Origin of the sequence: Thiorhodovibrio frisius, from assembly GCF_033954835.1 — a bacterium.
In the GTDB taxonomy this organism is placed as follows: domain Bacteria; phylum Pseudomonadota; class Gammaproteobacteria; order Chromatiales; family Chromatiaceae; genus Thiorhodovibrio; species Thiorhodovibrio frisius.
Genome location: NZ_CP121471.1, coordinates 490992 through 514503, shown reverse-complemented (window position 1 = coordinate 514503; position 23512 = coordinate 490992). Strand labels below are relative to the sequence as shown.

18 protein-coding genes are annotated in these 23512 nt (G+C 61.7%); 8 read left to right on the top strand and 10 right to left on the bottom strand.

Annotated elements, in window-relative coordinates; all coding sequences use genetic code 11:
• Positions 1-4 precede the first annotated feature (4 nt).
• Together Thiofri_RS02650 and Thiofri_RS02645 are read right to left on the bottom strand one after the other, a co-directional pair.
• Complete coding sequence (locus Thiofri_RS02650; protein WP_009149949.1) at positions 5-1795, bottom strand: nickel-dependent hydrogenase large subunit; 1791 nt, start codon at positions 1793-1795, stop codon at positions 5-7.
• 21 nt (positions 1796-1816) lie between these two features.
• A complete protein-coding gene (locus Thiofri_RS02645) occupies positions 1817-2941 on the bottom strand; it encodes a hydrogenase small subunit (protein WP_009149951.1) in 1125 nt (374 codons plus the stop codon).
• Positions 2942-3176: 235 nt separating this feature from the next.
• Here Thiofri_RS02645 and Thiofri_RS02640 point away from each other — a divergent pair, with 235 nt between their 5' ends.
• Positions 3177-3509, top strand: coding sequence for an SAM-dependent methyltransferase (locus Thiofri_RS02640; protein ID WP_009149952.1), 333 nt, complete (start codon positions 3177-3179; stop codon positions 3507-3509).
• Here Thiofri_RS02640 and Thiofri_RS02635 read toward each other — a convergent pair.
• Positions 3500-4798, bottom strand: coding sequence for a diguanylate cyclase domain-containing protein (locus Thiofri_RS02635; RefSeq protein WP_190275832.1), 1299 nt, complete (start codon positions 4796-4798; stop codon positions 3500-3502). The genes Thiofri_RS02640 and Thiofri_RS02635 overlap by 10 nt on opposite strands.
• 412 nt (positions 4799-5210) lie before the next feature.
• Here Thiofri_RS02635 and nadA point away from each other — a divergent pair, with 412 nt between their 5' ends.
• The gene (gene nadA / locus Thiofri_RS02630) at positions 5211-6284 is read left to right on the top strand and encodes a quinolinate synthase NadA (RefSeq protein WP_009149956.1); all 1074 of its coding nucleotides are present in this window, start codon (positions 5211-5213) and stop codon (positions 6282-6284) included.
• A 3-nt stretch (positions 6285-6287) separates the two neighbouring features.
• On the opposite strand, the gene purL is transcribed toward nadA, so the two are convergent.
• Entirely contained in the window at positions 6288-10307 is a 4020-nt protein-coding gene (gene purL / locus Thiofri_RS02625; protein ID WP_009149958.1) for a phosphoribosylformylglycinamidine synthase, read from the bottom strand.
• A 220-nt stretch (positions 10308-10527) separates the two neighbouring features.
• On the opposite strand from purL, the gene tsaA reads away from it, so the two are divergent.
• The 5 genes from tsaA to Thiofri_RS02600 all read left to right on the top strand — a co-directional run bounded on the left by tsaA (position 10528) and on the right by Thiofri_RS02600 (position 16109).
• A complete protein-coding gene (gene tsaA / locus Thiofri_RS02620) occupies positions 10528-11286 on the top strand; it encodes a tRNA (N6-threonylcarbamoyladenosine(37)-N6)-methyltransferase TrmO (protein WP_009149961.1) in 759 nt (252 codons plus the stop codon).
• A gap of 78 nt (positions 11287-11364) precedes the next feature.
• Positions 11365-12594: a methyl-accepting chemotaxis protein gene (locus Thiofri_RS02615; RefSeq protein WP_009149963.1), complete on the top strand. Its 1230-nt coding sequence runs from the start codon at positions 11365-11367 to the stop codon at positions 12592-12594.
• Between the two features lie 236 nt (positions 12595-12830).
• The gene (locus tag Thiofri_RS02610) at positions 12831-13136 is read left to right on the top strand and encodes an STAS domain-containing protein (RefSeq protein ID WP_009149964.1); all 306 of its coding nucleotides are present in this window, start codon (positions 12831-12833) and stop codon (positions 13134-13136) included.
• Between the two features lie 105 nt (positions 13137-13241).
• Positions 13242-14957, top strand: a complete 1716-nt coding sequence (locus Thiofri_RS02605; RefSeq protein ID WP_009149965.1) for a fused response regulator/phosphatase — start codon at positions 13242-13244, stop codon at positions 14955-14957.
• 54 nt (positions 14958-15011) lie between these two features.
• On the top strand, positions 15012-16109 hold the full coding sequence (locus Thiofri_RS02600) for a PAS domain-containing sensor histidine kinase (RefSeq protein WP_009149966.1): 1098 nt from the start codon (positions 15012-15014) through the stop codon (positions 16107-16109).
• A 95-nt stretch (positions 16110-16204) separates the two neighbouring features.
• On the opposite strand, the gene Thiofri_RS02595 is transcribed toward Thiofri_RS02600, so the two are convergent.
• The 4 genes from Thiofri_RS02595 to Thiofri_RS02580 all read right to left on the bottom strand — a co-directional run bounded on the left by Thiofri_RS02595 (position 16205) and on the right by Thiofri_RS02580 (position 20392).
• Entirely contained in the window at positions 16205-17938 is a 1734-nt protein-coding gene (locus Thiofri_RS02595) for a diguanylate cyclase (RefSeq protein ID WP_313778339.1), read from the bottom strand.
• Between the two features lie 125 nt (positions 17939-18063).
• Positions 18064-18759 (bottom strand): sensor histidine kinase, encoded by a 696-nt coding sequence (locus Thiofri_RS02590; RefSeq protein WP_009149968.1) that lies wholly within the window; start codon positions 18757-18759, stop codon positions 18064-18066.
• The gene (locus Thiofri_RS02585) at positions 18756-19982 is read right to left on the bottom strand and encodes a response regulator (RefSeq protein ID WP_009149969.1); all 1227 of its coding nucleotides are present in this window, start codon (positions 19980-19982) and stop codon (positions 18756-18758) included. The genes Thiofri_RS02590 and Thiofri_RS02585 overlap by 4 nt, the downstream gene beginning before the upstream one ends.
• Before the next feature lie 77 nt (positions 19983-20059).
• Positions 20060-20392, bottom strand: a complete 333-nt coding sequence (locus Thiofri_RS02580) for a hypothetical protein (RefSeq protein WP_009149970.1) — start codon at positions 20390-20392, stop codon at positions 20060-20062.
• A gap of 212 nt (positions 20393-20604) precedes the next feature.
• Between Thiofri_RS02580 and Thiofri_RS02575 the strand changes: the two genes are divergently transcribed.
• Positions 20605-21141, top strand: coding sequence for a retropepsin-like aspartic protease family protein (locus Thiofri_RS02575; RefSeq protein ID WP_009149971.1), 537 nt, complete (start codon positions 20605-20607; stop codon positions 21139-21141).
• Between the two features lie 30 nt (positions 21142-21171).
• Here Thiofri_RS02575 and Thiofri_RS02570 read toward each other — a convergent pair whose 3' ends face one another.
• Together Thiofri_RS02570 and Thiofri_RS02565 are read right to left on the bottom strand one after the other, a co-directional pair.
• Positions 21172-22188, bottom strand: a complete 1017-nt coding sequence (locus tag Thiofri_RS02570) for a KpsF/GutQ family sugar-phosphate isomerase (protein WP_009149972.1) — start codon at positions 22186-22188, stop codon at positions 21172-21174.
• A 91-nt stretch (positions 22189-22279) separates the two neighbouring features.
• The gene (locus Thiofri_RS02565) at positions 22280-23452 is read right to left on the bottom strand and encodes a TraB/GumN family protein (protein ID WP_223296788.1); all 1173 of its coding nucleotides are present in this window, start codon (positions 23450-23452) and stop codon (positions 22280-22282) included.
• Positions 23453-23512: the final 60 nt, after the last annotated feature.

Here is a 23512-nt window from a genome sequence, read left to right as displayed (position 1 = left end):
ATGGTCAGCGCACGCGGATTTCGGTAAGCGGGGAGCCGTCGGGACTCATCACATGGGTCGAGCAGGCCAGGCAGGGATCGAAACTGTGCAGGGTGCGCAGAATCTCCAGTGGCTCCTCGGCCTTGGCCAGCGGCGTGTTGAGAAGCGCCGCTTCATAGGCGCCGATGTTGCCTTGGGGGTCGCGCGGCGAGCCGTTCCAGGTGGTCGGCACCACGGCCTGATAGTTGTCGATCTTGCCTTTCTCGATGGTCACCCAGTGGCCAAGCGCGCCGCGTGGGGCCTCGGTGGTGCCCACGCCCCTGGCCTGCTTGGGCCAGGAGCGCGGCTCCCATTTGTCGGTATTGGCGGTGGCGGTGTCGCCGGCCTTGATGTTGGCGACCAGCTTGTCCTGGAAGTAGCGCATCTTGTGCGCGGCCCAGGAGGCTTCGAGTCCGCGCGCGGCGGTGCGCCCGAGTGTGGAGAATAGCGCCGTCAGCGGCAGGCCCAGATCGGTCAGCAGTTTGTCGACTGGCTCCTTGAAGTCCGGGCGGCCCTGGACATAGCCGATCACCCAGCGCGACAGCGGGCCGACTTCCATGGCGTGTCCGCGCCAGCGCGGCGCCTTGATCCAGGAATACTTGGCGTTTTCGTCGACCGCCTGGATGTTGGTCTTGGTGCCCTTGGCGTTGGGACCGAGCTGGAAGTTGGGCTCGGTCACGCCATCCCAGGGATGCAGTCCCTTGGACTCGTCGGCGTAGCGGAACCAGGAGTGATCGACAAATTCCTGAATCTGCTCCGGGTCGCGCAGATCGACCGGGTGGACGGTGTTCAGATCACCGCCGATGATGGCCCCGCGCGGCAGCAACAGATTGGCGTCGGAGTCGTCGTTGGCGTGATCCGGGATGTCGCCATAGGACATCACCGACTGGCTGCTCAGTCCCCCGCCATAGGTCCAATCTTTATAGAAGGAGGCGATGGCCTGGAGATCGGGCAGATAGACCTGATCGATGAAGGTGATGGTTTGGTCGATGATGGATGAGACCAGATTCAGCCGCTCCATGTTCACCGCGCCGACGGCACCGGTGCCATCGACATTGATGGCGCAGGGCATGCCGCCAACCAGCCAGTTCGGGTGCGGGTTCTTGCCGCCATAGACGGTGTGGATCTTGACGATCTCTTTCTGGAAGTCGAGCGCCTCCAGATAATGTGCCACCGCCATCAGATTGGCCTCGGGCGGCAGCTTGTAAGCCGGACTGCCCCAGTAGCCGTTCATAAAGGGGCCGAGCTGGCCGGATTCGACAAAGCGGGTCAGCCGGGCCTTGATGTCGCGGAAATAGCCGGGCGAGGACAGCGGCCAGGGGCTGATCGACTGCGCCAGCGTGGAGGTCGCCTTGGGGTCGGCCTTGAGCGCCGAGACCACATCCACCCAGTCCAGTGCATGCAGATGGTAGAAATGCACCAGATGATCCTGCGCTTGCAGGGTCAGTTGCATCAGGTTGCGGATGGAATTGGCGTTTTCGGGGATCGGGATGCCAAGGGCGTCCTCGACCGCGCGCACCGAAGTCAGCGCATGGGTGCCGGTGCAGACACCGCAGATGCGCTCGGTAAAGGCCCAGGCGTCGCGCGGATCGCGCCCGCGCAGAATGACCTCCAGCCCGCGCCACATGGTGCCGGTGGAGACCGCATTGCGGATGACATTGCTCTCATCGAGATTGACTTCGACGCGCAGGTGGCCCTCGATGCGGGTGACTGGGTCGACAACGATGCGTTGGCCGCTGTTGTCGAGCGAAAAACCATTGGGTGTGGTGACAGTCATTTTGGTTTACCTCCCTGTTGCTCAGTCCTGTGACTCGGTTTCAGTGGCCGTGGCGGTGCTCTGCGCACCCGCCGATTGATCGACGCTCTGCTTGCCGCGCCGATAGGCGCTGTAAGCCGCATGGGCGCCAATGGCTGCGCCCACGCCGCCGACCGCCGCCAGCCCGACCTTGTCGGCATTGGCCTCGACGCCGAACACATGGGTGTCGGTCACATGCTGATAGAAGCCTTCCTTGTCCCAAAAGTCCTTCTCCGAACAGCCGATGCAGCCGTGCCCGGACTGGATCGGGAAAGAAACGCCGTTGTTCCAGCGCACCGTGGAGCAGGCGTTGTAGGTGGTCGGCCCCTTGCAGCCCATTTTGTACAGGCAGTAGCCCTTGCGTGCGCCCTCGTCGTCGAAGGACTCGACAAACTGGCCGGCATCGAAATGCGGACGGCGATAGCATTTATCGTGAATGCGCTGGCCGTAGAACATCTTCGGGCGGCCCTGGCGGTCAAGTTCCGGTATCCGCTCAAAGGTGAGCATGTAAGTCAGAATGCCGGTCATCACCTCGGCAATCGGCGGGCAACCCGGTACCTTGATCACCGGCTTGTCGCGGATAATTTCATCGACCGGCGTCGCCTGAGTCGGATTGGGCCGCGCCGCCTGCACGCAGCCCCAGGAAGCACAAGACCCCCAGGCCACCACCGCAGAGCAGTCCGCCGCCATCTCCTTGAGTTGCTCATGGAAAGGCCGCCCACCGATGAAGCAGCTCATGCCATCCTGCCCAAAGGGCGCATTGCCCTCCACCGCCAGAATGTACTGACCGCGATAGCGGGTGCGGATGTCATCCAGAATGGCTTCGGCCTGATGCCCCGCCGAGGCCATGATCAGGTCGTCGTAGTCCAACGAGATCATCGACAAGATCACATCCGTCGCCAGCGGATGCGCCGAGCGGATGAAAGACTCCGAGCAGCAAGTGCACTCCAGCCCATGCAGCCAGATCACCGGCGTGCGCGGCTTGGTCTCCATCGCATGGGCGATGCGCCCGGCCATGCTCGGGGCCAGGCCAAGGGTGGCTGCTGACACACCGCAGAAGTTAAGAAAGGTCCGCCGGCTGATGCCATGGCGGCGGAAGTGGTCGTAAAAGGTATCTGGAGTTGGCATAGGCGGTATCGCTAGGGTCAAGCGCTCCTGCGGATAGAAGAGTGTGCCGAGTAGCCCTATTATATGTAGGGGGATTGATAATTGTCGTTTCGCTGGCGGGAAAATGACTGCGCCAGATCAATTGAAAGTAAAAAAAACTGTGAAAACAATTATTTAGTATATTCCAATATAAAGTATCGCTAATATGTTTACTCGTTCATCACGACTGTCGGGTTAGCAACGGAGGAACAGCAAGGTGTCGAAAAACGACCATTTAAATCCTGTTTCATCGAGCCGAACGCGCCGCAAGGTGCATTGGGAAGGCGTTTATCGTGACAAGTCGCCGCTTGAGGTCAGTTGGTATCAGATCGAACCCCAGACATCGCTGGAGCTGATCGATCTTGCTCTCCAGGACAACCCAGAGGGCGGGATTCTGGATGTCGGCGGCGGTGCCTCGGTATTGGTCGACCGGCTCCTGAGTCGCGGCTGGCAGGATATCAGCGTGCTCGATCTAGCAGGTAACGCGCTGGCCTACACCAAAGAACGTCTCGGCGCAGAGGTCATCCGTGCCACGCAGGATCACCACTGAAACGGGATGTTGCTGATTGCGGGCGCTGGTTTCGGTGTCTGATGGAAACCATAATCTCCTTTGCCCGCGCGCTTGACGACGTACATGGCATCATCTGCAGAGCGGATCAGCGCATCCAGATCTTCTGCATCATCGGGGTAAAAGGCGATACCGATACTGGCGCCAACCTCATGCATCTGGTCTGCCAATGCGATGGGCCGAGAGACTAGCTCAATCACCTTGGCTGCCAGGGTTGCCGCATTGGCCGGGTGATCGATGTCCTCAAGAAGCAGGGTGAACTCGTCGCCCCCGAGACGTGCAACCAGGTCTTGCGCGCGCACCCCGGATTTGAGCCGAGAGGCGACCTCGCGCAGCACCTGATCGCCGGCCTCGTGACCCAGGGTATCGTTGATGCCCTTGAATCCGTCGAGGTCAACAAAAAAGAGCGCCAAGCGGGTTTTTGCCCGTTGCGCGCGTGCCATGGCGTGTTGCAGATGCTCGTTAAAGAGCGCGCGGTTCGGGAGTTTGGTGAGGTCATCATGTGTTGCCATGAAGGCCAATTTGCGCTCGGCACTCCTGCGCTCGTTGATTTCGCTCAACAATTTCTCGTTGAGCCGGCGAAGCTCTGCGGTACGCTCGGCCACCCGTTCTTCCAACCGCTCCCGGGCGTCGCGCAGTTCGGCATTGGAGCTGCTGAGCGCCGACATCATGCCCTTGGTCCGTTGCAGCACAAATGCGGCAACCAATGCACTCAGCAACAAGGTCACGCCGCCAATGATCAACAGCAGGCGGTCGGCTTGGCGAAACTCCTCAGATGTTGCCGCCAAGGCTTGCTGATTATGGGACTGCTGTAGATTCGCAAATTCCTGCACCAGAGACAGGGCGCGATCCTGTGCGGGAATAGCCTCCTGCAGCAACACGCGCTTGGCTTCCTCAATGCGTTCTTCGGTAAGCAGGTCGATCACCCGGTACTGCAGAGAGCCGGCAGCGCGGGAAAGCTCACCTTGCCGATCTAGCAATTCTCGTTCATCGTCACCCAGCGCCATGGACGCAATCTGCTCGCGCGCTGTCAGGAACCGGGACCCAAGGGCACGCAATTCAACATAGAGATCGTCGCGCTCGAATGAATCATCGGTGGAGATCATGGCGTGGAGCAAAATCGCGCGCTCACGGGAGGTTTTGTGCATTTCTTGCGCAAGTTCCCCGCGGACGTTGTATTCCTCCACAACCTGCGCCAATCGTCCCTGCAATTTCCGCATTTGCGAAAGGCTCAGCGCGACTTCGACAAAGAGAAGCAAGGAAATAATCACGAAGCCCGTCGCCAACATGGGGCAAGGCGAGCGCGGGTCGGGGCAGACATCAGGTTGAGGGTCGCGAGTTTGCGAGCGTCCGCTGCGCCCAGCGGGGAGACGCCGAGAGACAGAAGCCTTCATCATCACCTCCTCCAAGTTGGGTGGCTGGTGGTAGCAACCCTTTTCTTATTGTGTGTTCTTGCAGGTTACAGCGGTTGTGTCGATTTTTCCACCACATTCATTCTGGGTAGCTCTCGCGATCTGCGCCGGCTTTCATCTCCGACCCCAAGATCGGACAAATTCATTGCGAAACCCGCTCTGTACCGCCACACTCTGACTTATTCGCCGCTGGCACACTTAAATTGCCCTGCCTCGCCGTGAGTTGAATCCCGGCCCCATGGCATTGATCCATTAGCGAGCCTGTTTTTCGATGACTCAGAGCAACGCCCCATCTGAAAGCTTGGCGCACTTAAGCCCGCAAGCGCCGCGCAACCCCGCCGTCACAGTGCCCGAGCATCCCCAATGGCCGGTGCTGGCTGCGGGCGAAAAAGCCGAGCTGATCGCGCACATCCGCACCCTGATGGCGCAGCAAAACGCCGTACTGGTTGCCCATTACTACACCGATGGCGACTTGCAGGCGCTGGCTGAGGACAGCGGTGGCAGGGTCGCCGATTCACTGGAGATGGCCCGCTTCGGCACCGAGACCACCGCCGAGACGCTCATCGTCTGCGGCGTGCGCTTCATGGGCGAGACGGCGAAGATCCTCAACCCGGAAAAGCGTGTGCTCATGCCAGACCTGGCCGCCACCTGTTCGCTCGACGAGGGTTGCCCGGCGGACGCCTTCAGCGCCTTTTGCGATGCGCATCCAGACCGCAAGGTGGTGGTCTATGCCAACACCAGCGCGGCAGTCAAGGCACGCTCCGACTGGGTGGTGACATCAAGCATCGCCCTGCCGGTGGTCGAACACCTGCATACCCAGGGTGAGAAAATCCTCTGGGCGCCGGATAAACACCTTGGCCGTTATGTGCAGCGCGTGACCGGTGCCGATGTGCTCTTGTGGGACGGCGCCTGCGTGGTACACGAGGAATTCAAAGGCTTCGCGCTCGAGCGGGTGCGCCGTCTGCACCCGAAGGCCGCCGTGCTAGTGCATCCGGAATCCCCGGATGAGGTGGTCGACCAGGCCGATGTCATCGGCTCCACCACCCAGCTCATCCGCGCCGTGGTGGACCGGCCTGAACAAGAATTCATCGTCGCCACCGACGCCGGCATTTTCTGGAAAATGCAGCAGCTTGCGCCGGGCAAAAAGCTCATTCCCGCCCCCACCGCCGGCGAGGGCGCCACTTGCGAGAGCTGCGCCCACTGCCCCTGGATGGCGATGAACGCGCTGCAAAACCTGGCACAAGTGCTAGAACGAGGCGATCAGGAAATCCATATCCCGGAAGACATCCGCCTGCGCGCCGTCACGCCAATTCAGCGCATGCTTGACTTCGCGCGGCAAGCTTGACTTCTATCCCACCCAAACCCGCGCATTGCGGAACAGCCGCAGCCAGGGGCCGTCTTCGCCCCAGCCGGGCGGATGCCAGGAGTGCTGAACGCCACGAAACAGGCGCTCGGGATGCGGCATCATGATAGTGACCCGGCCATCGGCGCTGGTTAGTGCGGTGATCCCTTCTGGTGAGCCGTTGGGATTGGCGGGGTAGCGACTGGCCCCTTGGGTTGCCGATGAATTGCCATCGGGCTCGACGTAGCGCAACGCGACCAGTTTGCGCGCCTGCCCCTGCTCCTCAGCGCTGGCAAAGACCGCGCGGCCCTCGCCGTGAGCGACCGCAATGGGCAGGCGCGAGCCGACCATGCCACGCAGCAGCACGGAAGGCGACTCGATCACCTCCACCAGAGTCAAACGCGCTTCAAATTGCTCCGAGCGATTGCGCGCAAAACGCGGCCAGTGTGCGGCGCCAGGGATGAGGTCGTGCAGACTGGCGAGCATCTGACAGCCATTGCACACTCCAAGGGCAAAGGTTTCGGGGCGCGCGAAGTAGGCGGCGAATTCATCGCGCGCGCGGGCGTTGTGCAAAATGGTCTGTGCCCAACCCTGACCGGCGCCGAGCACATCGCCATAGGAGAAACCGCCGCAGGCGGCCAGGCCATGAACATCGGCCAGGCTGACATGGCCGTTTAAAATATCCGACATGTGCACATCAACGCAGGCAAAGCCGACGCGATCAAAAGCCGCGGCCATTTCGAGCTGACCATTCACGCCCTGCTCGCGCAGGATGGCCAGGCGCGGGCGGGCGCCGGTATTGATCAGGGGCGCGGCAATGTCCTCGACCGGGTCGAAACTCAGCTGGATCGCGCCCAGGCCAGCATCCTCGGTGCCGATGCGCGCGAATTCTTCATCAGCGCAGGCGGGATGGTCGCGCAGCCGCTGCATCTGGTGGCTGGTCTCAGTCCACAGGCGCTGCAACTCGGCACGCTCGGCTTGCAGGAGCAGGCGCTCGCCACAGCGCAGGGTAATGACTTGCTCGACAGCACACTGGTCAGCAGGGATTTGGTCGGAAGCCTTTTGGTCGGTATGGGTTTGCTCGGTCCGCGGGCGGCCCAGGCGCTGCACGCAAGCTGCCAGGCCCGCGGCTACAAGGTGCGCGGTCACCTGTCCAACATCCGCAGCGCGCACCTGCACCACGGCGCCCAGTTCCTCGGCAAAGAGCGCGGCCAGGAGTTCGGAGTCGTGCGCTCCCGGCCCCAGCCAATCACTCAGATCAATGTCCAGCCCGCAGCGCCCGGCAAAGGCCATTTCGCACAGGGTCACCAGCAGGCCACCGTCGGAGCGGTCATGATAGGCCAGCAGCAGCCCCTCCTGATTGAGCTGCTGAATAGCGGCGAAAAAGCCGCGCAGCAGCGCCGGATCATCGACATCCGGCCCCCTCTCGCCCAGTTGCTCATAGACCTGCGCCAGTGCCGAGGCGCCGAGGCGATGCTGACCACGACCGAGGTCGATTAGCAGCAGTTCGCTTGGCCCCTGATCGCCGCGCGGCATGGGAGTCAGGCTACGCCGAGCATCCATTACCGGTGCCACGGCGGAAATAATGGGCGACAGGGGCGCGGCCATGGCGCGCTGCTCGGGGCCGTCCGAGCCGTCCAGCTGCCACAGGGTCTTCATGCTCATGGAGTCTTTGCCGACCGGAATGGCGATGCCAAGCTGCGGGCAAAGCTCCAGCCCGATGGCGCGCACTGCATCAAAGAGGCGCGCATCCTCGCCCGGGTGCCCCACTGCGGCCATCCAGTTGGCGGAAAGCTTGACATCGCCCAGGTCCGCCACCGCCGCTGAGGCCAGATTGGTGAGCGCCTCGCCCACCGCCATGCGCGCGGCCGCTGCGGCGTCGAGCAATGCCAGTGGCGGGCGCTCACCCATGGCCATGGCCTCGCCGGTGTAGCCCCGGTAATCGGTGAGGGTCACCGCGCAGTCGGCCACCGGGACCTGCCAGGGGCCGACCATCTGATCACGCGCCACCAAGCCGGTGACGCTGCGATCACCGATGGTGATCAAAAAGCTCTTGGATGCCACCGTCGGCAGGCGCAGCACCCGCTCCAGCGCATCGCGCAGTCCAATGCCGGCGAGCGCCAACGGCTGACCGGGCGTTGGCAGGCGGCTGACATTGCGCGTCATCTTGGGTGGCTTGCCGAACAAGAGCCCGAGCGGCATATCGATGGGGCTGTCGTCGAAGTGGACATCGCTCAGACGCAGCTCGGGCTCGGCACTGGCATGGCCGACCACGGCATAGGGGCAGCGCTCGCGCGCGCAGATGGCGGCGAATTCATCGAGCAGCGAAGCAGCCACAGCCAGCACATAGCGCTCCTGGGCCTCGTTGCACCAGAGTTCCATCGGCGACAGGCCAGGGTCGGCGCTGGGGATGGTGCGCAGCGCGAAATGGCCGCCGCGTCCGCCATCTTTGACCAGTTCCGGCAGGGCATTGGACAGGCCGCCAGCGCCGACATCGTGAATAAACAGGACGGGATTGAAATCGCCGCGCTCCCAGCAGCGGTCGATCACTTCCTGACAGCGCCGCTGCATCTCCGGATTGGCGCGCTGTACCGAGGCGAAATCCAGTTCCTCGGCCGAGGCGCCGCTGGCCATGCTGGAGGCCGCACCGCCGCCCAGACCAATTAACATGGCCGGACCGCCAAGCACCACCAGCGGCGTGCCGGGCGCAAATTCCTGCTTGGCCACCTGTCCGGGGCGTATTGCGCCAACACCACCGGCGAGCATGATGGGCTTGTGGTAACCGCGCAGTTCCCACCCGCCGTCGGCCAAAGGAATTTGCTGCTCATAGGTGCGGAAGAAGCCGGCCAGATTGGGGCGGCCGAATTCGTTGTTGAAGGCGGCCGCGCCGATGGGCCCCTCCAGCATGATGTCGAGCGCCGAGACGATGCGCACCGGTCGCCCCCAGTCCCGCTCCCAGGGTTGTTCAAAACCGGGCAGGCGCAGATTGGACACCGCGAAACCACTTAAGCCCGCCTTGGGCTTGGCGCCGCGCCCGGTGGCGCCCTCATCGCGGATCTCCCCGCCCGAGCCGGTGGCCGCGCCCGGATGGGGGGCGATGGCGGTGGGGTGATTGTGGGTCTCGACCTTGAGCAGAATCTCCAGGCGCCCGGCATGCTCGCGATAACGGCCATCAGTGGCCGAAACCACCAGAGCGCGCGCCGGCCAGCCGGCGATGACGGCGGCATTGTCCTTGTAAGCGGAGAGCACATCGCGCGGCGCCGACTGGGTGGTGTTGCGAATCATGGCAAAGAGCGTCTGCTCCTGCGCCTCGCCGTCAATGATCCAGTCGGCATTAAAGACCTTATGGCGACAATGCTCGGAGTTTGCCTGGGCAAACATCATCAGTTCGACATCGCTCGGATCGCGCCCGAGCGCGCCAAAGCTCTCAACCAGATAGTCGATTTCGTCGCTCGACAGCGCCAATCCCAGCTCGGCATCGGCTGTCCGCAGCGCCTCGTGACCGCCGCTGAGGAGTTCGATGCGCCGCAGCGGGCGCGGCTGCGGCTGCTCAAACAAGGCTGCGGCCGCGCTCTGGGTGAAGACCGCGATTTCCGTCATCCGATCATGCAGCAACCGCGCCGCAATCCCCAGCGCGTCCTGATCAATGGCATAATCGGCGCTCAGATAAAAAGCCGTGCCCCGCTCAATGCGCCCGATATGTGCAAGACCGCAGTTGCGCGCAATCTCTGTGGCCTTGGTCGACCAGGGGGTTTGCGTGCCAGGGCGCGGCAGCACCAGCAGCAACAGTCCCTCGGGCGCGACCGGATCAGCCTGGCCATGGGGGTCGAGTAGTCGCTGCAGACGGCGGTCGTCGCCCTCCCGGGCCTCTTGGTATGACTCGGTTTGGTGTGACTCGGTGAGTTGCACAAAATGCAGATACTCGGCCTGGAGTCGCACCGACTCGAGACCAGCCTGGACGAGACGCTCGCGCAATTTCGTCAGGCGGAATTCGGACAGCGCCGGAGCGCCTCGCAGGCAAAGCATGGCAAGATTCCTTGCAGAACACAAAACAGAGAACACAGAAAAAAGAACAAATTCGGACCCTGAACGGCAGTGCGCTGACAACCGCTCCGAGCATCATGCCGGCCCATCTTAAGCCGATTGCCGGGACAGGGCGAAATCGGAAATCAGCGCCAGACCAATCCAACCCAATCCAGCCCAGCCAACCCCACGCACTCAACGCTTGCTTTCGCTCCACTCACCGATGGCCTCGACCGAACCCAAGGATCCAGACTGGCCCAAAGAGGTCCATTTTCGCCCCATCGGGCGAATTTGCTCGCCTTTCGATGAAAAATTTGGCATTCCGCGCCAGGCGCGTCTGGCGCCGGCTGCGCGCGCCAGACTGGAGCTGTTGCCGCCTTATGATCGCGAAGAGGCGTTTAGCGGTCTTGAGGGCTTCTCGCACCTGTGGCTCGTCTTTGTCTTTCATCAGGACTGCCTCACGGCCGGCTGGCAGCCCATGGTGCGACCGCCACGCCTGGGTGGACGCGCCAAGGTGGGTGTTTTTGCCAGCCGCTCGCCTTACCGCCCCAATCCTATCGGCCTGTCGGCGGTGAGATACCATGGCCTTGAGCGCAATCAGCAGGGGCTGGCGCTACATCTGGGCGGCGTCGATCTGCTCAACGGCACCCCGGTGCTCGACATCAAGCCCTATGTGCCCTATGCCGATGCCCTGCCCGATGCCAGCGCCGGCTTTACCGCCGCCCTGGACGACAGGCGCTGGCCGGTTGTCTTTAGCGACCAAGCCAGCCAGGAGCTTGCCAGCGCTGATCCGGGTGGACAATTGGATTTGCGCGCACTGATCGAACAAGTCATCGGCCTTGATCCGCGTCCGGGCTACATGGACCGCTACCCGCAGCGCGATACCTTCGCCGTGCGTTTGCATGGATGCAACATCCACTGGCAGATTGACGATCAGCATGCCATGGTGACCCGAATCATCCCAATGCACTCAGCCCATTGAAAGCAACACTCGGCTATACTCGTGTTGTGATTGGAAACTCAGTAAAATCCAAAAAAACAGCCCAAAGCGGAGACACCATTGCAGATATCGGAATTCAACTGGGGCCAGCTGGGTCATTACCTGCCGGCGCTGGGCGTCAGCGGCGTCCTGCTCCTGCAAAGCTTGCTGCTCCCCAACCTCGCGCCCGCCTGGGTGAGCTTGCTTGCGGTGGTCGCTGTCTGGGCCTACCAGGCCTGGCGGCATCAACCTAGCGATCAGAACGCGTCCGTCTCCTCAAATGCTGAGGTCGCCAACGCCAGAAACCTGGCGGAATCCCGCCGCTGGGACCACGAACTCTGGAGTTTGGTGGTCGATGTCGATGATCTCATCAAGGGCGAAATCACCGAGCTGCGCGAGATGGTCAATCAGACGCTCGGGTTGATTTCCAACGCGGTCAGCGACCTGCAAAACAGCTTCTCGGGCATGCTGACGGAGTCGGAATCCCAACAACGCCTCGTTAATGAGTTGATGCAGGGAGACGACTCAGGCTCGCCGCAGGACCAGCACATCGACGTGAACGATTTTCTTTCCGAAAACAGCATCCTGCTATCGGAGAACGTCGAGCGACTGATCAACATGGGCAAAAACAGCGTCGAGGTGGCCCATCAGGTCGATGATCTCTCCACCCAAATGGACGGCATTTTCACTCTGCTTGACAGCGCCAACAGCATTGCCCGCCAGACCAACCTGCTCGCCCTCAATGCCGCGATTGAAGCCGCGCGCGCCGGCGAATCCGGCCGAGGGTTCGCGGTGGTGGCGCAGGAAATTCGCAAGCTCTCCCAGGACTCCAGCCAGTTCAACGAAGAAATTCGCGCGCAAGTGCAGGAATCACAGCGGATTTTCACCCACACCCGCGACATCGTCGGGCGCATGGCCTCGCAGGACATGAGCACTTCCATCAACGCCAAGGGCAAGATGGACGAAATGACCGAGAAGGTGCAGGCATTCAACGCGGTGGTCGCCTCGGGTATCGACGAGATGGGCACCGTCGTCGAGCGCCTGCGCGAATACGTCAATTCCGCTCTGCGGCTGCTGCAATTTGAGGACATCACCCGCCAGGTGCTTGAACGCGCCGAGAAGCGGATCAACTTTCTTGATCGATTCGCCGACGAACTCCATCAACTGCCGCTGGCCCAAAGCGACGAGACCGGCGACCAGGTCGACACCGCCAAGTCGCGCCTCGAAGCTCTGCGCGCCGAGGTGGCAGAAGCAGCGCACCGCGCCGTCAGCCAGCAGGACATGGGCGCCGGGGAGCTTGAACTATTCTGACGCTCATTGAGCCGGCCACCCCGAAGGATGCAACAGCTGTGTCACTGCCAGACCGCCACAAAAGGCACGTATCAGCGTAGACTCATTACCTTGCCGAAGGGCACCCAAACAGAAATAAACCTGCGCCGGCCTGCATCGCGAGCATCAGATGCCCCATCTGGGACTGGTGCCGCGGCTTGCATTCCTAGCGCGCGCGAACAAAACGCCCAGGCTCCAGCCGACACCCGGAGAACCCCATGAGTATCACCCGCCATATCGATGAATCCAAACAGCAAGTTGTCATCAAAATTGATGGCCGCTTTGACTTTGCGCAGCACAAGGCTTTCCGCGATGCTTACCGCGACATTCCCGCTGGTAGCAAGACCTATGTGGTCGACCTGTCTGCCACCTCCTACCTCGACAGCTCCGCCCTCGGCATGCTGTTGCTGCTGCGTGAGCATGCCGGCGGCGATTCTTCGCCGGTAAAAATTCAAGGCTGCGGCGAGGACGTTCAGCGGGTGCTGAAAATTGCCAATTTCGAAAAGCTCTTCCACATCGGATGACGGCTGTCCCTGCCCTACCTCCAACCCCATCCCGTTAAACAGCTCCGGGATTAACCCGCCCCGGTCGGCAAGGCCGTGCAAGCGCATCGAGATAACCCCAGCGGCATGAATACACCCGACACCCAGGCGCAACCGGACAAGGTGGCGGCCGCTACCTCGCGCGGCAAGGCACTGGTGGTTGACGACGAGCCAACCAACTGCCGCCTGCTAACCCAGATGCTGCTGCGCGAGGGCTTCGACACGGTCGAGGCGCACAACGGCGAGGAGGCCATCGCCAAGTTCGACACCGAGCACGTCGATATCGTATTTATGGACGTGATGATGCCTGGCATGGACGGGTTTGAGGCTACACGCATCATCAAAGCGCGCACAGGCAGCCAATTCGTGCCGGTGATTTTTCTCACCGCGCTGCGCGACGAGAAATCCCTGATTCAATGCACCGAGGCCGGCGGCGACGACTTCCTGTCCAAGCCCTTCAGTTTTGGCATCCTCAAGGCACGCATCCGCGCCATGGAGCGAGTGCGTAATCTCCAGCGCGCCGTTGCGAGAAAAAACGAGGCGCTGTCCGCTCTGATCGAAAAAGACCAGGAAGAACAAAAGCTCGCCGAGCGCCTGCTGAGCCGCGCCGTCAATACCCGCAACGCCGCCACCGGGCGCTACCATCATGTCCAGCGGCCCGCCACCACCTTCAGCGGCGACTTGGTGCTGTCCCAGTACCTGCCTGATGGCGGCCTGCGCATTCTGATCGCTGACTTTACCGGCCACGGCCTTGCCGCCGCCATTGGTGCCATGCCGGTCTCGGACATTTTCCACACCATGACCCTCAAGGGCGCCGACGACGAGCGCGTGCTGTCCGAGATCAACCGCAAGCTCTATCAGTTATTACCAGCGGATCGGTTCATGGCCGCCTGGCTGATTTCCATTTCGCACACCGGAACCACCCTGCGCTGGTGGAACGGCGGCATGCCAAGCGGCTGGATGCAGACCCGTCATGGACTCGTCGAGCTTGGCTCCCACAGCCTGCCACTCGGCATCATGCATCCCCTGCCCGAACAGGAGCATGCCAATTACCTCCAGGCAGAACCAACAGATCGCCTGCTGCTAATGAGCGATGGCCTGCTCGAGACCGGCACCAACCCCGACGGGAAAATGTTCGAGGACACCGGCTTTCAGAAGGTGCTGGATTGCTGGAGCTACGGCGAGCCAGTCATGGAGTCCCTGATCCAATCGCTCGACGATCTGCGCAGCGGCGACCCGCTCGATGACATCACCATTGTGGAAATCCCGCTCGGCAGCTCGGAATACACCGGCCCCCAGTTACCCAAGGCGGCGCTGCAACAATCTGGATGGGAATGGTCCATTGAGCTGGCCGACGCCCGCCTTGATGCCTTGCCGTTGCTTGAAGAAATGCTCGGACCCCTAGGGCTGCTCGAGGGCATGCACAACCATGCCGGCGCGCTTCAGACCATTATCACCGAGCTTTACACCAACGCACTCGAGCACGGGGTTCTGAAGCTTGAATCCAAGATGAAATCCACGCCCGATGGCTTTGAGCTTTACTACCGCGAGCGCGAGCGCCGCCTGGCCATGCCCACGCCGGGCTGGATCAAGCTCAGCCTGAGCTACCAGCCAAGCTCCGGCCACGGAGGGCGCATTCGGATAATGGTGCGCGACAGCGGCTCGGGTTTTAATGACCAGCAACCCGAGCAAACCGATGCGTCCCAGCCCTGGGGTCGTGGCATAAAGCTTGTGCGTGATCTGTGCGAATCGGTCCACTACGGGCACGATGGCGCCGAAGTTGTGGTCACCTACGCCTGGTGAGGCCTCGCAACTGCAACGCACGTGCTGCCTGAATCACTGACGCACACATAAATAATGAACGACACCACCGACCCAGAGTCTCCCACCGCGCTGAGCCAGCGCATGCTGCAAGTGGTCAACGCCACGCCCGTGGGAGTGTGCATTACCAATTCACAGGGGATTTTTGAATTCGTCAACCCGGCTTATTGTCGGTTTTACGGCTATCGCCCCGACGAACTCCTCGGCCAACACTTCACCATGGTGGTGCCACCCGAGAACAAGTCCCTGATGAGGGAGTTGCACGATCGCTTCATCGCCGGGCATAACGAAGTGCGCGGAGAGTGGGAGGTACTCGACCGCGACGGCAACACCAAGCAGATCATGGCCGACGCGACGCACATCAGAGGCAACGACGGGCAGCCGCGCAAGGTGACCTTCATCATGGATATCACCGAGCGCATCCGCCACGAGCGCATGCGCGAGGATGTCGAGCGGCTGATGCGCCATGACCTTCGCACACCTTTAAACGCCATCATCAACATTCCAGCACTCATCTGCGAGGATGCCAATGTCAGCGACGAACAGCGCGAGTTGCTCGACATCGTTGAGCGCTCGGCGCGCACCATGGTGGAGATGATCGACGCGTCGCTGAATCTCTACAAGCTTGAGGCCGGCAGCTACCCGCTGCAAGGCGAGCCTCTGGACCTGCTCGAATTGTTGTCGCGGGTATTAGTGGACTGTGAACGGGCCACCGCCCGCAGAGGACAGCAGGGTCAGCTGCTGCTCGGTGATCGGCCCGTGACTTCGACCGACCGTTGCAGTCTGCGTGGTGAGCCGCTGTTGTATTACAACCTGTTCGCCAATCTGACAAAAAACGCCTTCGAGGCGACTCCCACCGATGGCCAGATCAGCCTGCGCGTGATGTGCCGGAGCAATGGTGCGCGCGTTGAAATCCACAACCAGGGCTGCATCCCGGCGGAGATTCAGCCAAAATTCTTCGACAAATACGTCACTCAGGGAAAAAGTACCGGCAACGGCCTGGGCACCTACTCCGCCCGGCTTATTGTCGATGCTGTTGGCGGCAGCATCGGCTTTCACAGCTCAGAAGATACCGGCACCCTGCTCTGGGTGGAACTGCCAGACGACAGTTGCAGGGCGGACTCCGCCGGCTGAGTACCGCTGCCGCCGGTTTCGATCAGGTTTCATCAGCCTCAACCTGTTTACTACTGGGTTTACTACTGGGCTTACTACTGGACTCATCCCCAAACTCACCCAGACCCAGAAAACGAATCAAGTTGCGCGCGCAACAGGGGTTCGAGCTGGGCGTATTCCTGCTCGAGATCTTCCATCAACGCGGCTGCGGTCAGGATTGTGGCTGACTTCTCGATCTTCCCAGCGAGTGCCTGCAAGCGCAGCGCCGACACCGCACCAGACAGACCTTTAAGGCTGTGCGCCTTGAAATGCAGCTGATCAAGTTGCTCCGCGTCCCGTGCCGCGCGTATCTCGGCGACGCGCACCGGCGCATCGGCCAGAAACTGTTGGATGGTCAGTTCGGCAATTTCCTGGTCTTGCCCAAGGCGACGCATCATCTCCGCGACATCAAAGCACTCCGCATTTGCGCTATCTGCTTGCGCCTGCGTGGGCAGAAGATCGCCAAAAGTTCCCGCCTGCCCCGGAAACTGCCCCTGGGAGATGGCTTCGAGTGTTTGAGGAACGGCCGTTTCTGGCACGAACGCAGCCGGAATCTCCGGCTCCTCCTGCATGCCCACGCCTTCAACATCGAGTCGACTGAGTAGATCGCTCGCCGCATAATGAAGGCTGTCGAGTTCCGCATGCAGCTCGGCGCTCAACGGCAACAGATAAAGGGCGTTCAGCGCATGCAGCACCGCTTCGGCTTGCGGCAGGAATTTGCGGTCGCCCGAGGTCGCACCATAGCGACGACGCTCCGAGACATAATCGCTGGCACCGACATCCGTTGACACCAGGTCCTGGGCCTCGCCGACGCTTTCTGCCCTTGCCTCTGCCCTGGCCAGGGCATCGTCCGAGCGCCGGGGCGCGGCGATGTCCCCGGCGTTGAGTTCGGCATCCATGGCCTCATCCATCAGCACCGCCCGATCACGACCGCTCGCCTTGGCGCGATTCAGAGCACGGTCGGCCAGTTCCAGCAGATAGGTCGCCGCATGCTCACCATCGGCGTTGACGGCCGCCACCCCCAAACTGACGGTGACATGCCCCGCCGCCGAGGAGTATTTGTGCTCCAGGCCAAGCGCCTTGACCGCCGCGCGCATGGCCTCGGCCGTCAACCTGGCACCTTCCAGATCGGTCTCCGGGAGCAGAGCGACAAATTCCTCGCCGCCATAGCGCGCGAGCAGGTCGCTCTGGCGCTTGAGCGCGCCGCCGAGTGCCGCAGCCCCCTGTTGAAGACAGATATCCCCGGCACCATGGCCGTAGTGGTCGTTCAGCGCTTTGAAATGATCGAAGTCGATCATGATCAGGCCCAGCGGCTTGCCACTGTGACGCGCGCGCTGCCACTCCTTATGCAATAGAGTGTCGAACTTGCGCCTGTTGTAGACGTGTGTCAGGCCGTCGATGTAGGACATGGCCTCAAGCATGTCCGCCTTCAGACGCATGTTAATCTGGTTGCGCACCCGCGCGCGCACGATCGGCAGACTGATAGGTTTGGTGATGTAATCTGCTGCGCCCAGATTCAGCCCGACTTCTTCCGCCGCGCTGTCGCCAATGGCGGTAACGAAAATGACGATAATATCTTTGGTCTCATCATCGGCCTTAAGCCGCCGACACACCTCGAAGCCGTCGACCTCTGGCATCATCACGTCGAGCAGAATCAAGGCCGGCTTGTCGGGGCCCCGGGCGATGGCCAACGCCTCCTCGCCACCGCGTGCCTCGACAATGCGGTAGCTGTCGCCCAGCATGCGCGAGAGCAGATAAATATTCGCCGGTTCATCATCGACGATCAGTATGCGGTAATCCTGCCTGCTCACAATGCTGTTACTGCCAGCTCCACTGCAAATTACAAAGTCACCATCGACCATCCGCCGCTGTCAATCCTAGCTTGTCTGGCGTCTTGTTGCCAGCACCTAGCGTACCAATCCGGCCAGTAAACGCCCTACCCAATAGCGGGCAACTTGAGCTCAAAATGCCCGCCACCCAGCGGCCCGGCGTTACTGAGCTCTATGAGCCCGCGAGCGCCGTCGGGCGTGCAGTGGCGCTCGGCGACCAGGGCACAGAAGTGCAGGCCCAGTCCGGTGTTGCCGAGTCTGGCGTCGGGCGCGGCACTATCTTGCAGGTTGCGCCGCCCAAGCATGGCGGCAGGAAAACCGGGCCCATCGTCATCCACACTCAGATAGAGCCAGTCACCATCCCGACGCGCGCTCAGGCAAACCACTGCTTGAGTATAGCGCATAGTGTTAGTCAGCACATTTTCAATCAAGGAGCTCACGAGATAGGCGTCGAGAGTCCAGTTCAGGTCCGGATCACAGTCGATATCACAGTGCAGCTTGCGCTGATCAATCAGTGATTTATTGTTGAGCCAAGCGTCCTCGAGCAGCTCAAACAAATTGATCTCAGAAAAGTTGGGTTGGTACAGGTCATGATCATGGCGATAGATGGTCAGCAATTTGGTTAGATTGTCTTTCATCCGCCGCGCTTCGTACTGGAGTTGCATCAGCGATTCTGTTGCACCCGTGCACCCACTACTTTGGCAGCCTGACAGCTCGTCCACCGCGCTCAGCACCCGGTTCAGGGAGTTTTTCATGTCGTGAATGCCAATGGCCAGCACGGCACTGAAGTCGAGCCCGCTCATGGGTCAATCTCCTGATCGCGCAGGGTCGCTAGCGCAGGATAACGCGCCAGCTCTCCGGTGCTGGCCACGGCCTCGGCCAAGGCAGCGCCAGCGCGCTTGGGCACAGGCCCTTTCTCGAGCAAGGCGTCAAGCTCTGCCAGCAGGGCATTCAGGCCAGCGCCGTCGCTAAGTGGCAGACAGAGCATTCTGGCGGCCAGATCCCAGTATCCGAGTTGCAGGTCCCCGGCGCAGCGCCGCGCCATGGTCTTAATGCGCAACCGCGCCTCACGCATGTCGCCGCGCGCGACCAGCACCCGGATCAGGCCCAGATAATCGGCGGCATCCGGCAGGCCCATCTGCCGCGCGAAGTGAATCGCGCGCTCCCATGCCGGCCCGGCCAGCTCATCGCGCTTCAGGCGGGTCGCCAGCCGCGCCAGGCTGCGCTGGCGTCGCAGGGACTTTGGTGAGCGCTCCAAGGCGGCGACCAACACCTCAAGCGCCTCTTGCGCGCGCCCCTGCCGCTCGCATAACGCGGCCAGCTGATCATGCGCAGGCATGTAGTGCGCCGTCAGCGCAATAGACTCCCGATACAAGGCCGCAGCAGCTGCGGCATCGCCTCGCGCCTCGGCAATCTGCCCGCGCCGGGTCAGCGCCCAGGCCAGAGGCTTATCGGCCATGGCCTCGCCACAAGTGGCCTCGGCTCCCTCGAGATCGCCCATGGAAAACGCCAGCTCGGCGCGTATGCGCAGCAATTCCAGGCGGTTGGGCTGGGTTTGGTTCAGGAGCAGATCAAGCGCCTCGACGGCGACGGCCGGGCCCTGTTTGCTCAGCGCGCTCGCCACCGGAATCAGGGGTTCGCGCCGGCGCAGCGCGCGCCCAAGACGCGCGCCCAGCAAATCTTTCGTGAAGGGCTTGGAGACATATGCGTCTGGGGTGAATTCGAGCGCACCCATGACCATCTCGTTGGAGTTTTCGGCCGTGACCATCACAAAAACGGTGGCAAGATTGATCGCTCCCTCGGCGCGCGCCTGATCGAGCAACTGCTGTCCGTCAATCCCCTCGCCCAGGTTGTAGTCGCACAACACAATGTCGAAGCGCCTGGCGCGCAGCGCCGCTAGCGCATCCTCCCCGGTGGCCACCGGCGTGATATGTTCAAAGCCGATCGACATCAGCATCTGCCGCAGCGTGCTGCGCATGTTCTGAAAATCATCGACTACCAATACCATTTTTTTGGCCAGATTCATGGCCGCACTATACCGAATGGCTGCGAAATCCGCAGGCAGGGGAAGAGCCGGACAGGATGCAACGCAAGGACAGGGAATCAGGCATAGACATCCACACCAAAGACAGCGCGCACGTACTCGCGTTCCTGATTGGTGCTGACATCATGATAAATATCGAGTGCCTGCAGAGCCATGGCGTTCTGTTCCTCCACCTCCACCGGCCTATCCGTTGCCGAGGGGCGGGTCTGACGCCGACTGAAGCGCTCGGCTTGCTCGGGCTCCAGCACCGGGCGCGGGGTGAAAGGCGCCTGGCTGGTTCTATCTTCTGCGGGGGTGGCCGCCGCCGGCTGCTCGGCCTGACGCGCCGCAAGCGAGGGCTGATCCCACTGGCGGTAAAGACTAAGCTGGTTAAGATGGCCGGAGATCAGCATGAATCAGAGCGAGCCGGTTGGATCCGTGCAACTTGCCCCATGCTCAGAGCACCAGCGCCCCGAGCATGGGCACCCCGCGCATGGGTCGGGGAAGTGATGCCAAAATACCTGATACTGGCAACCTTTAAGTATAGCTGAGACAGTCGAAACCGTCTGAAAATGCCTGCGACTGAAACAGTCGCTCAGTTTGCAATTGGGAGCATAACCGACCGATGCAAGAGCCGCTGCCGAGCTCCAAGGATCTGCCCGCGCGTCTGGGCCAGATCATGTTCTTTGCCGCCTGGATTGTCGGGCTGGCACTGCTGGGATTGTTTTTTCAGCAATATCTTGACGGCGAGGACAACCCCAATCGGAATCTGCAAGTCACGACCAGCAGCGATGGGCGCGCCCAAGTGGTCTTGAAACCCAACCGTTTGGGCCATTATGTCGCGCCCGGCACCATCAACGGAACGCCTGTCACCTTTCTGGTCGATACCGGCGCGAGCGCTGTCGCCCTGCCGCTTGAGCTTGCACGCCAACTCGCGCTGCCACTGAAAGCGGGCGGGCGTAGCAAGACCGCCAACGGCATTGTCGACACATGGACCACACGCATCGACCGCCTCACCATCGGCGGCCTGAGCGCGCAGAACATCCATGCGGTGGTCATGCCCAACATGCCTGGACACGAAGTACTGCTCGGCATGACGTTTCTGCGCCGGGTAGATTTGCTACAGCGCGACGATGTGCTGACCCTGCACGCCCCGCGTTAACCGGCGCACCAGTCAGCATCATTACTCGGGTTACTTCTGAACCACGCCAAGAATGCCGGTGTCGTCCACGACCACCAGCGAGGTGATGCGCCGCTCTGCCATCAGCTCCATCGCCGCGCTCATGCGGCTGTCGGGGCCGATCAGCACAGGATTAGTGGTCATCATGTCACGCGCCCGCGAGCGGAAAAAACCTTCCTGATTGGTCTCGAGTGCGCGGCGCAGATCGCCATCGGTGATCACGCCCTCGGCCGTGGTGCCATCCTGACTCACTATCGCCAAGCCGAGCCGGCCGCTACTCATGGTGGCCACCAGTTCGGCGGCCAGGGCATCCGGCTTGATAAAGGGCAGATTGTCAGCGCACATTTCATCGCGCACCAGGCCAAGCATGCGCCGCCCCAGACTGCCGCCCGGATGAAAGCGCGCGAAGTGATGCGCCTGAAAGCGACGCGCCCGCATCAGGGCGACGGCCAGCGCATCCCCCATCGCCAGGGTTGCGGTGGTGGAAGCCGTAGGGGCAAGCTGCAAGGGGCAGGCCTCGCGCGCCACATGCACCCAAAGATGATGATCGACCTGACGCGCAAGAGTCGAGCGGGTATTACCGGTCAGCGCAATGGTGCAATTGCCATTGTCTCGCAGAAAGGGGAGCAGGCGCAAAAGCTCCTCGGTCTCTCCGGAGTGAGAGATGGCAATTAAGGTATCGTTGCCATCGACCATGCCGAGGTCGCCATGACATGCCTCGGCCGGGTGCATGAAAAATGACGGCGTGCCCGTACTAGCCAGGGTGGCGGAGATTTTCTTGCCAATAATTCCGGACTTACCAATGCCGCAGACGATGGTGCGCCCGGAGCTGGCAAGAATGGCCGCTACGGCGGAGCTGAATGCACCATCGACATGGGCCGCAAGCCCAGCCACGGCTTCGGCCTCGATGCGAAAGACTTCCCGCGCGATTGCGGCGTAATCTGGCAACCCCTCTGGCGCCTTCACGCTCGCGCAGTCCACATCATGAATACCCGCAATTTGCTCGGAGCTTTCTATGCTGACGCTCATAGTCCCAGCGACCCCGAACAAGAAAACTGCTGTTTCACGTTAATCCTTTCATCACTTGCGTTGCACTCATGGACTCTTGCAGCGAGGCTAGCTAGCCAAACAACCGCGCCGCCAGGTGGAAGCCGGCGATATAGGTTCCCAACGCCGAGCCGATGGTGCTAAAAACAAACACTAGCAGGATACGGGCCACGCGGTTGCGCCACCAGCCCGACCAGCATGCAACCTCATCGCGCAGACGGCGGAAGTCCGCAACCCGCGGACGGCGCAGAAAGAGTTCGATAGCGGCAGCCACCATTCCCGCACCGATGGTTGGATTTAGCGACGTCAGGGGGGCGGCGCAAAAGGCGCCAATCACCGTGAGCGGATGCGCGCCTGCCAGCGCGGCACCCAGTGCGGACAGGCCACCGTTAATCAGCACCCAGTCGACAATCACGTCCCAGCCTACATCGGCCCCCTGGGTGAAACCACGGACGAAAAGCCCAAGAATCACCGCAACCACCAACCACGGCAGCGCACGCCAGAGCGCGCCGACCGGCGGCACCAACGACAGCTCGGCAATTAACTCAGCCGGCGAGCGCACCTGCCCGGTCAACTCCCGCGCCACACCTTTTGTATGTCCGGCACCGATAACCGCCAGTACCTGGCCATAGTCATGTTGGCCAATTTCCTCGCGCAGTCGCGCCGCCATAAAGCGGTCCCGCTCGTTAATCAGAGGCTCGAACAAGTCCTGACGGTTCTCGGCGAATTCGCTAAACGCCGTTTCGAGCACATCCCCCTGCTTCAGCGCCTCAATGTCATCTTCGGTGACCTGATCACGCGACAGCAGACCGGCCAACAACCCCACAAACAAATTCAGCCGCTTGAACCAGCCCATATTGCGCGCCGCGCGCCTGAGCGTCACCCCAATCTCGCGATCAATCAGCAGGATCGGCAATCCCAGACGCCGTGCCTGATCGATTGCCTCGCGCTGCTCGGCCCCAGGCTCGACGCCGATTTGTTCCGCCAGCCGCTGCTGATAGGCCGACAGCGCCAGGTTGGCGGCAACCATGTGCGCACGTTTCTCACGAATGACGGCAAAAAGGTCAAGCTTCGCAAGCGCATCTGGCTCCATTAGCGCCTGGTACCGGCTCTGACAGAGCTCAACCGCCACGGCTGAGTAAACTCCAGGCTCGCGCAGGAGCTCCCTAACCTTTTCGACGCTGGCGCGCGAGACATGCGCGGTGCCAAGCAGGGTCACCCGCGTATCCCCCACCGACAGCTTCAACAGGGGCTCGCTGGGAGCATCACGGGCTGACGCCTTATCCTGTGTCCGAGCAATTTCAGG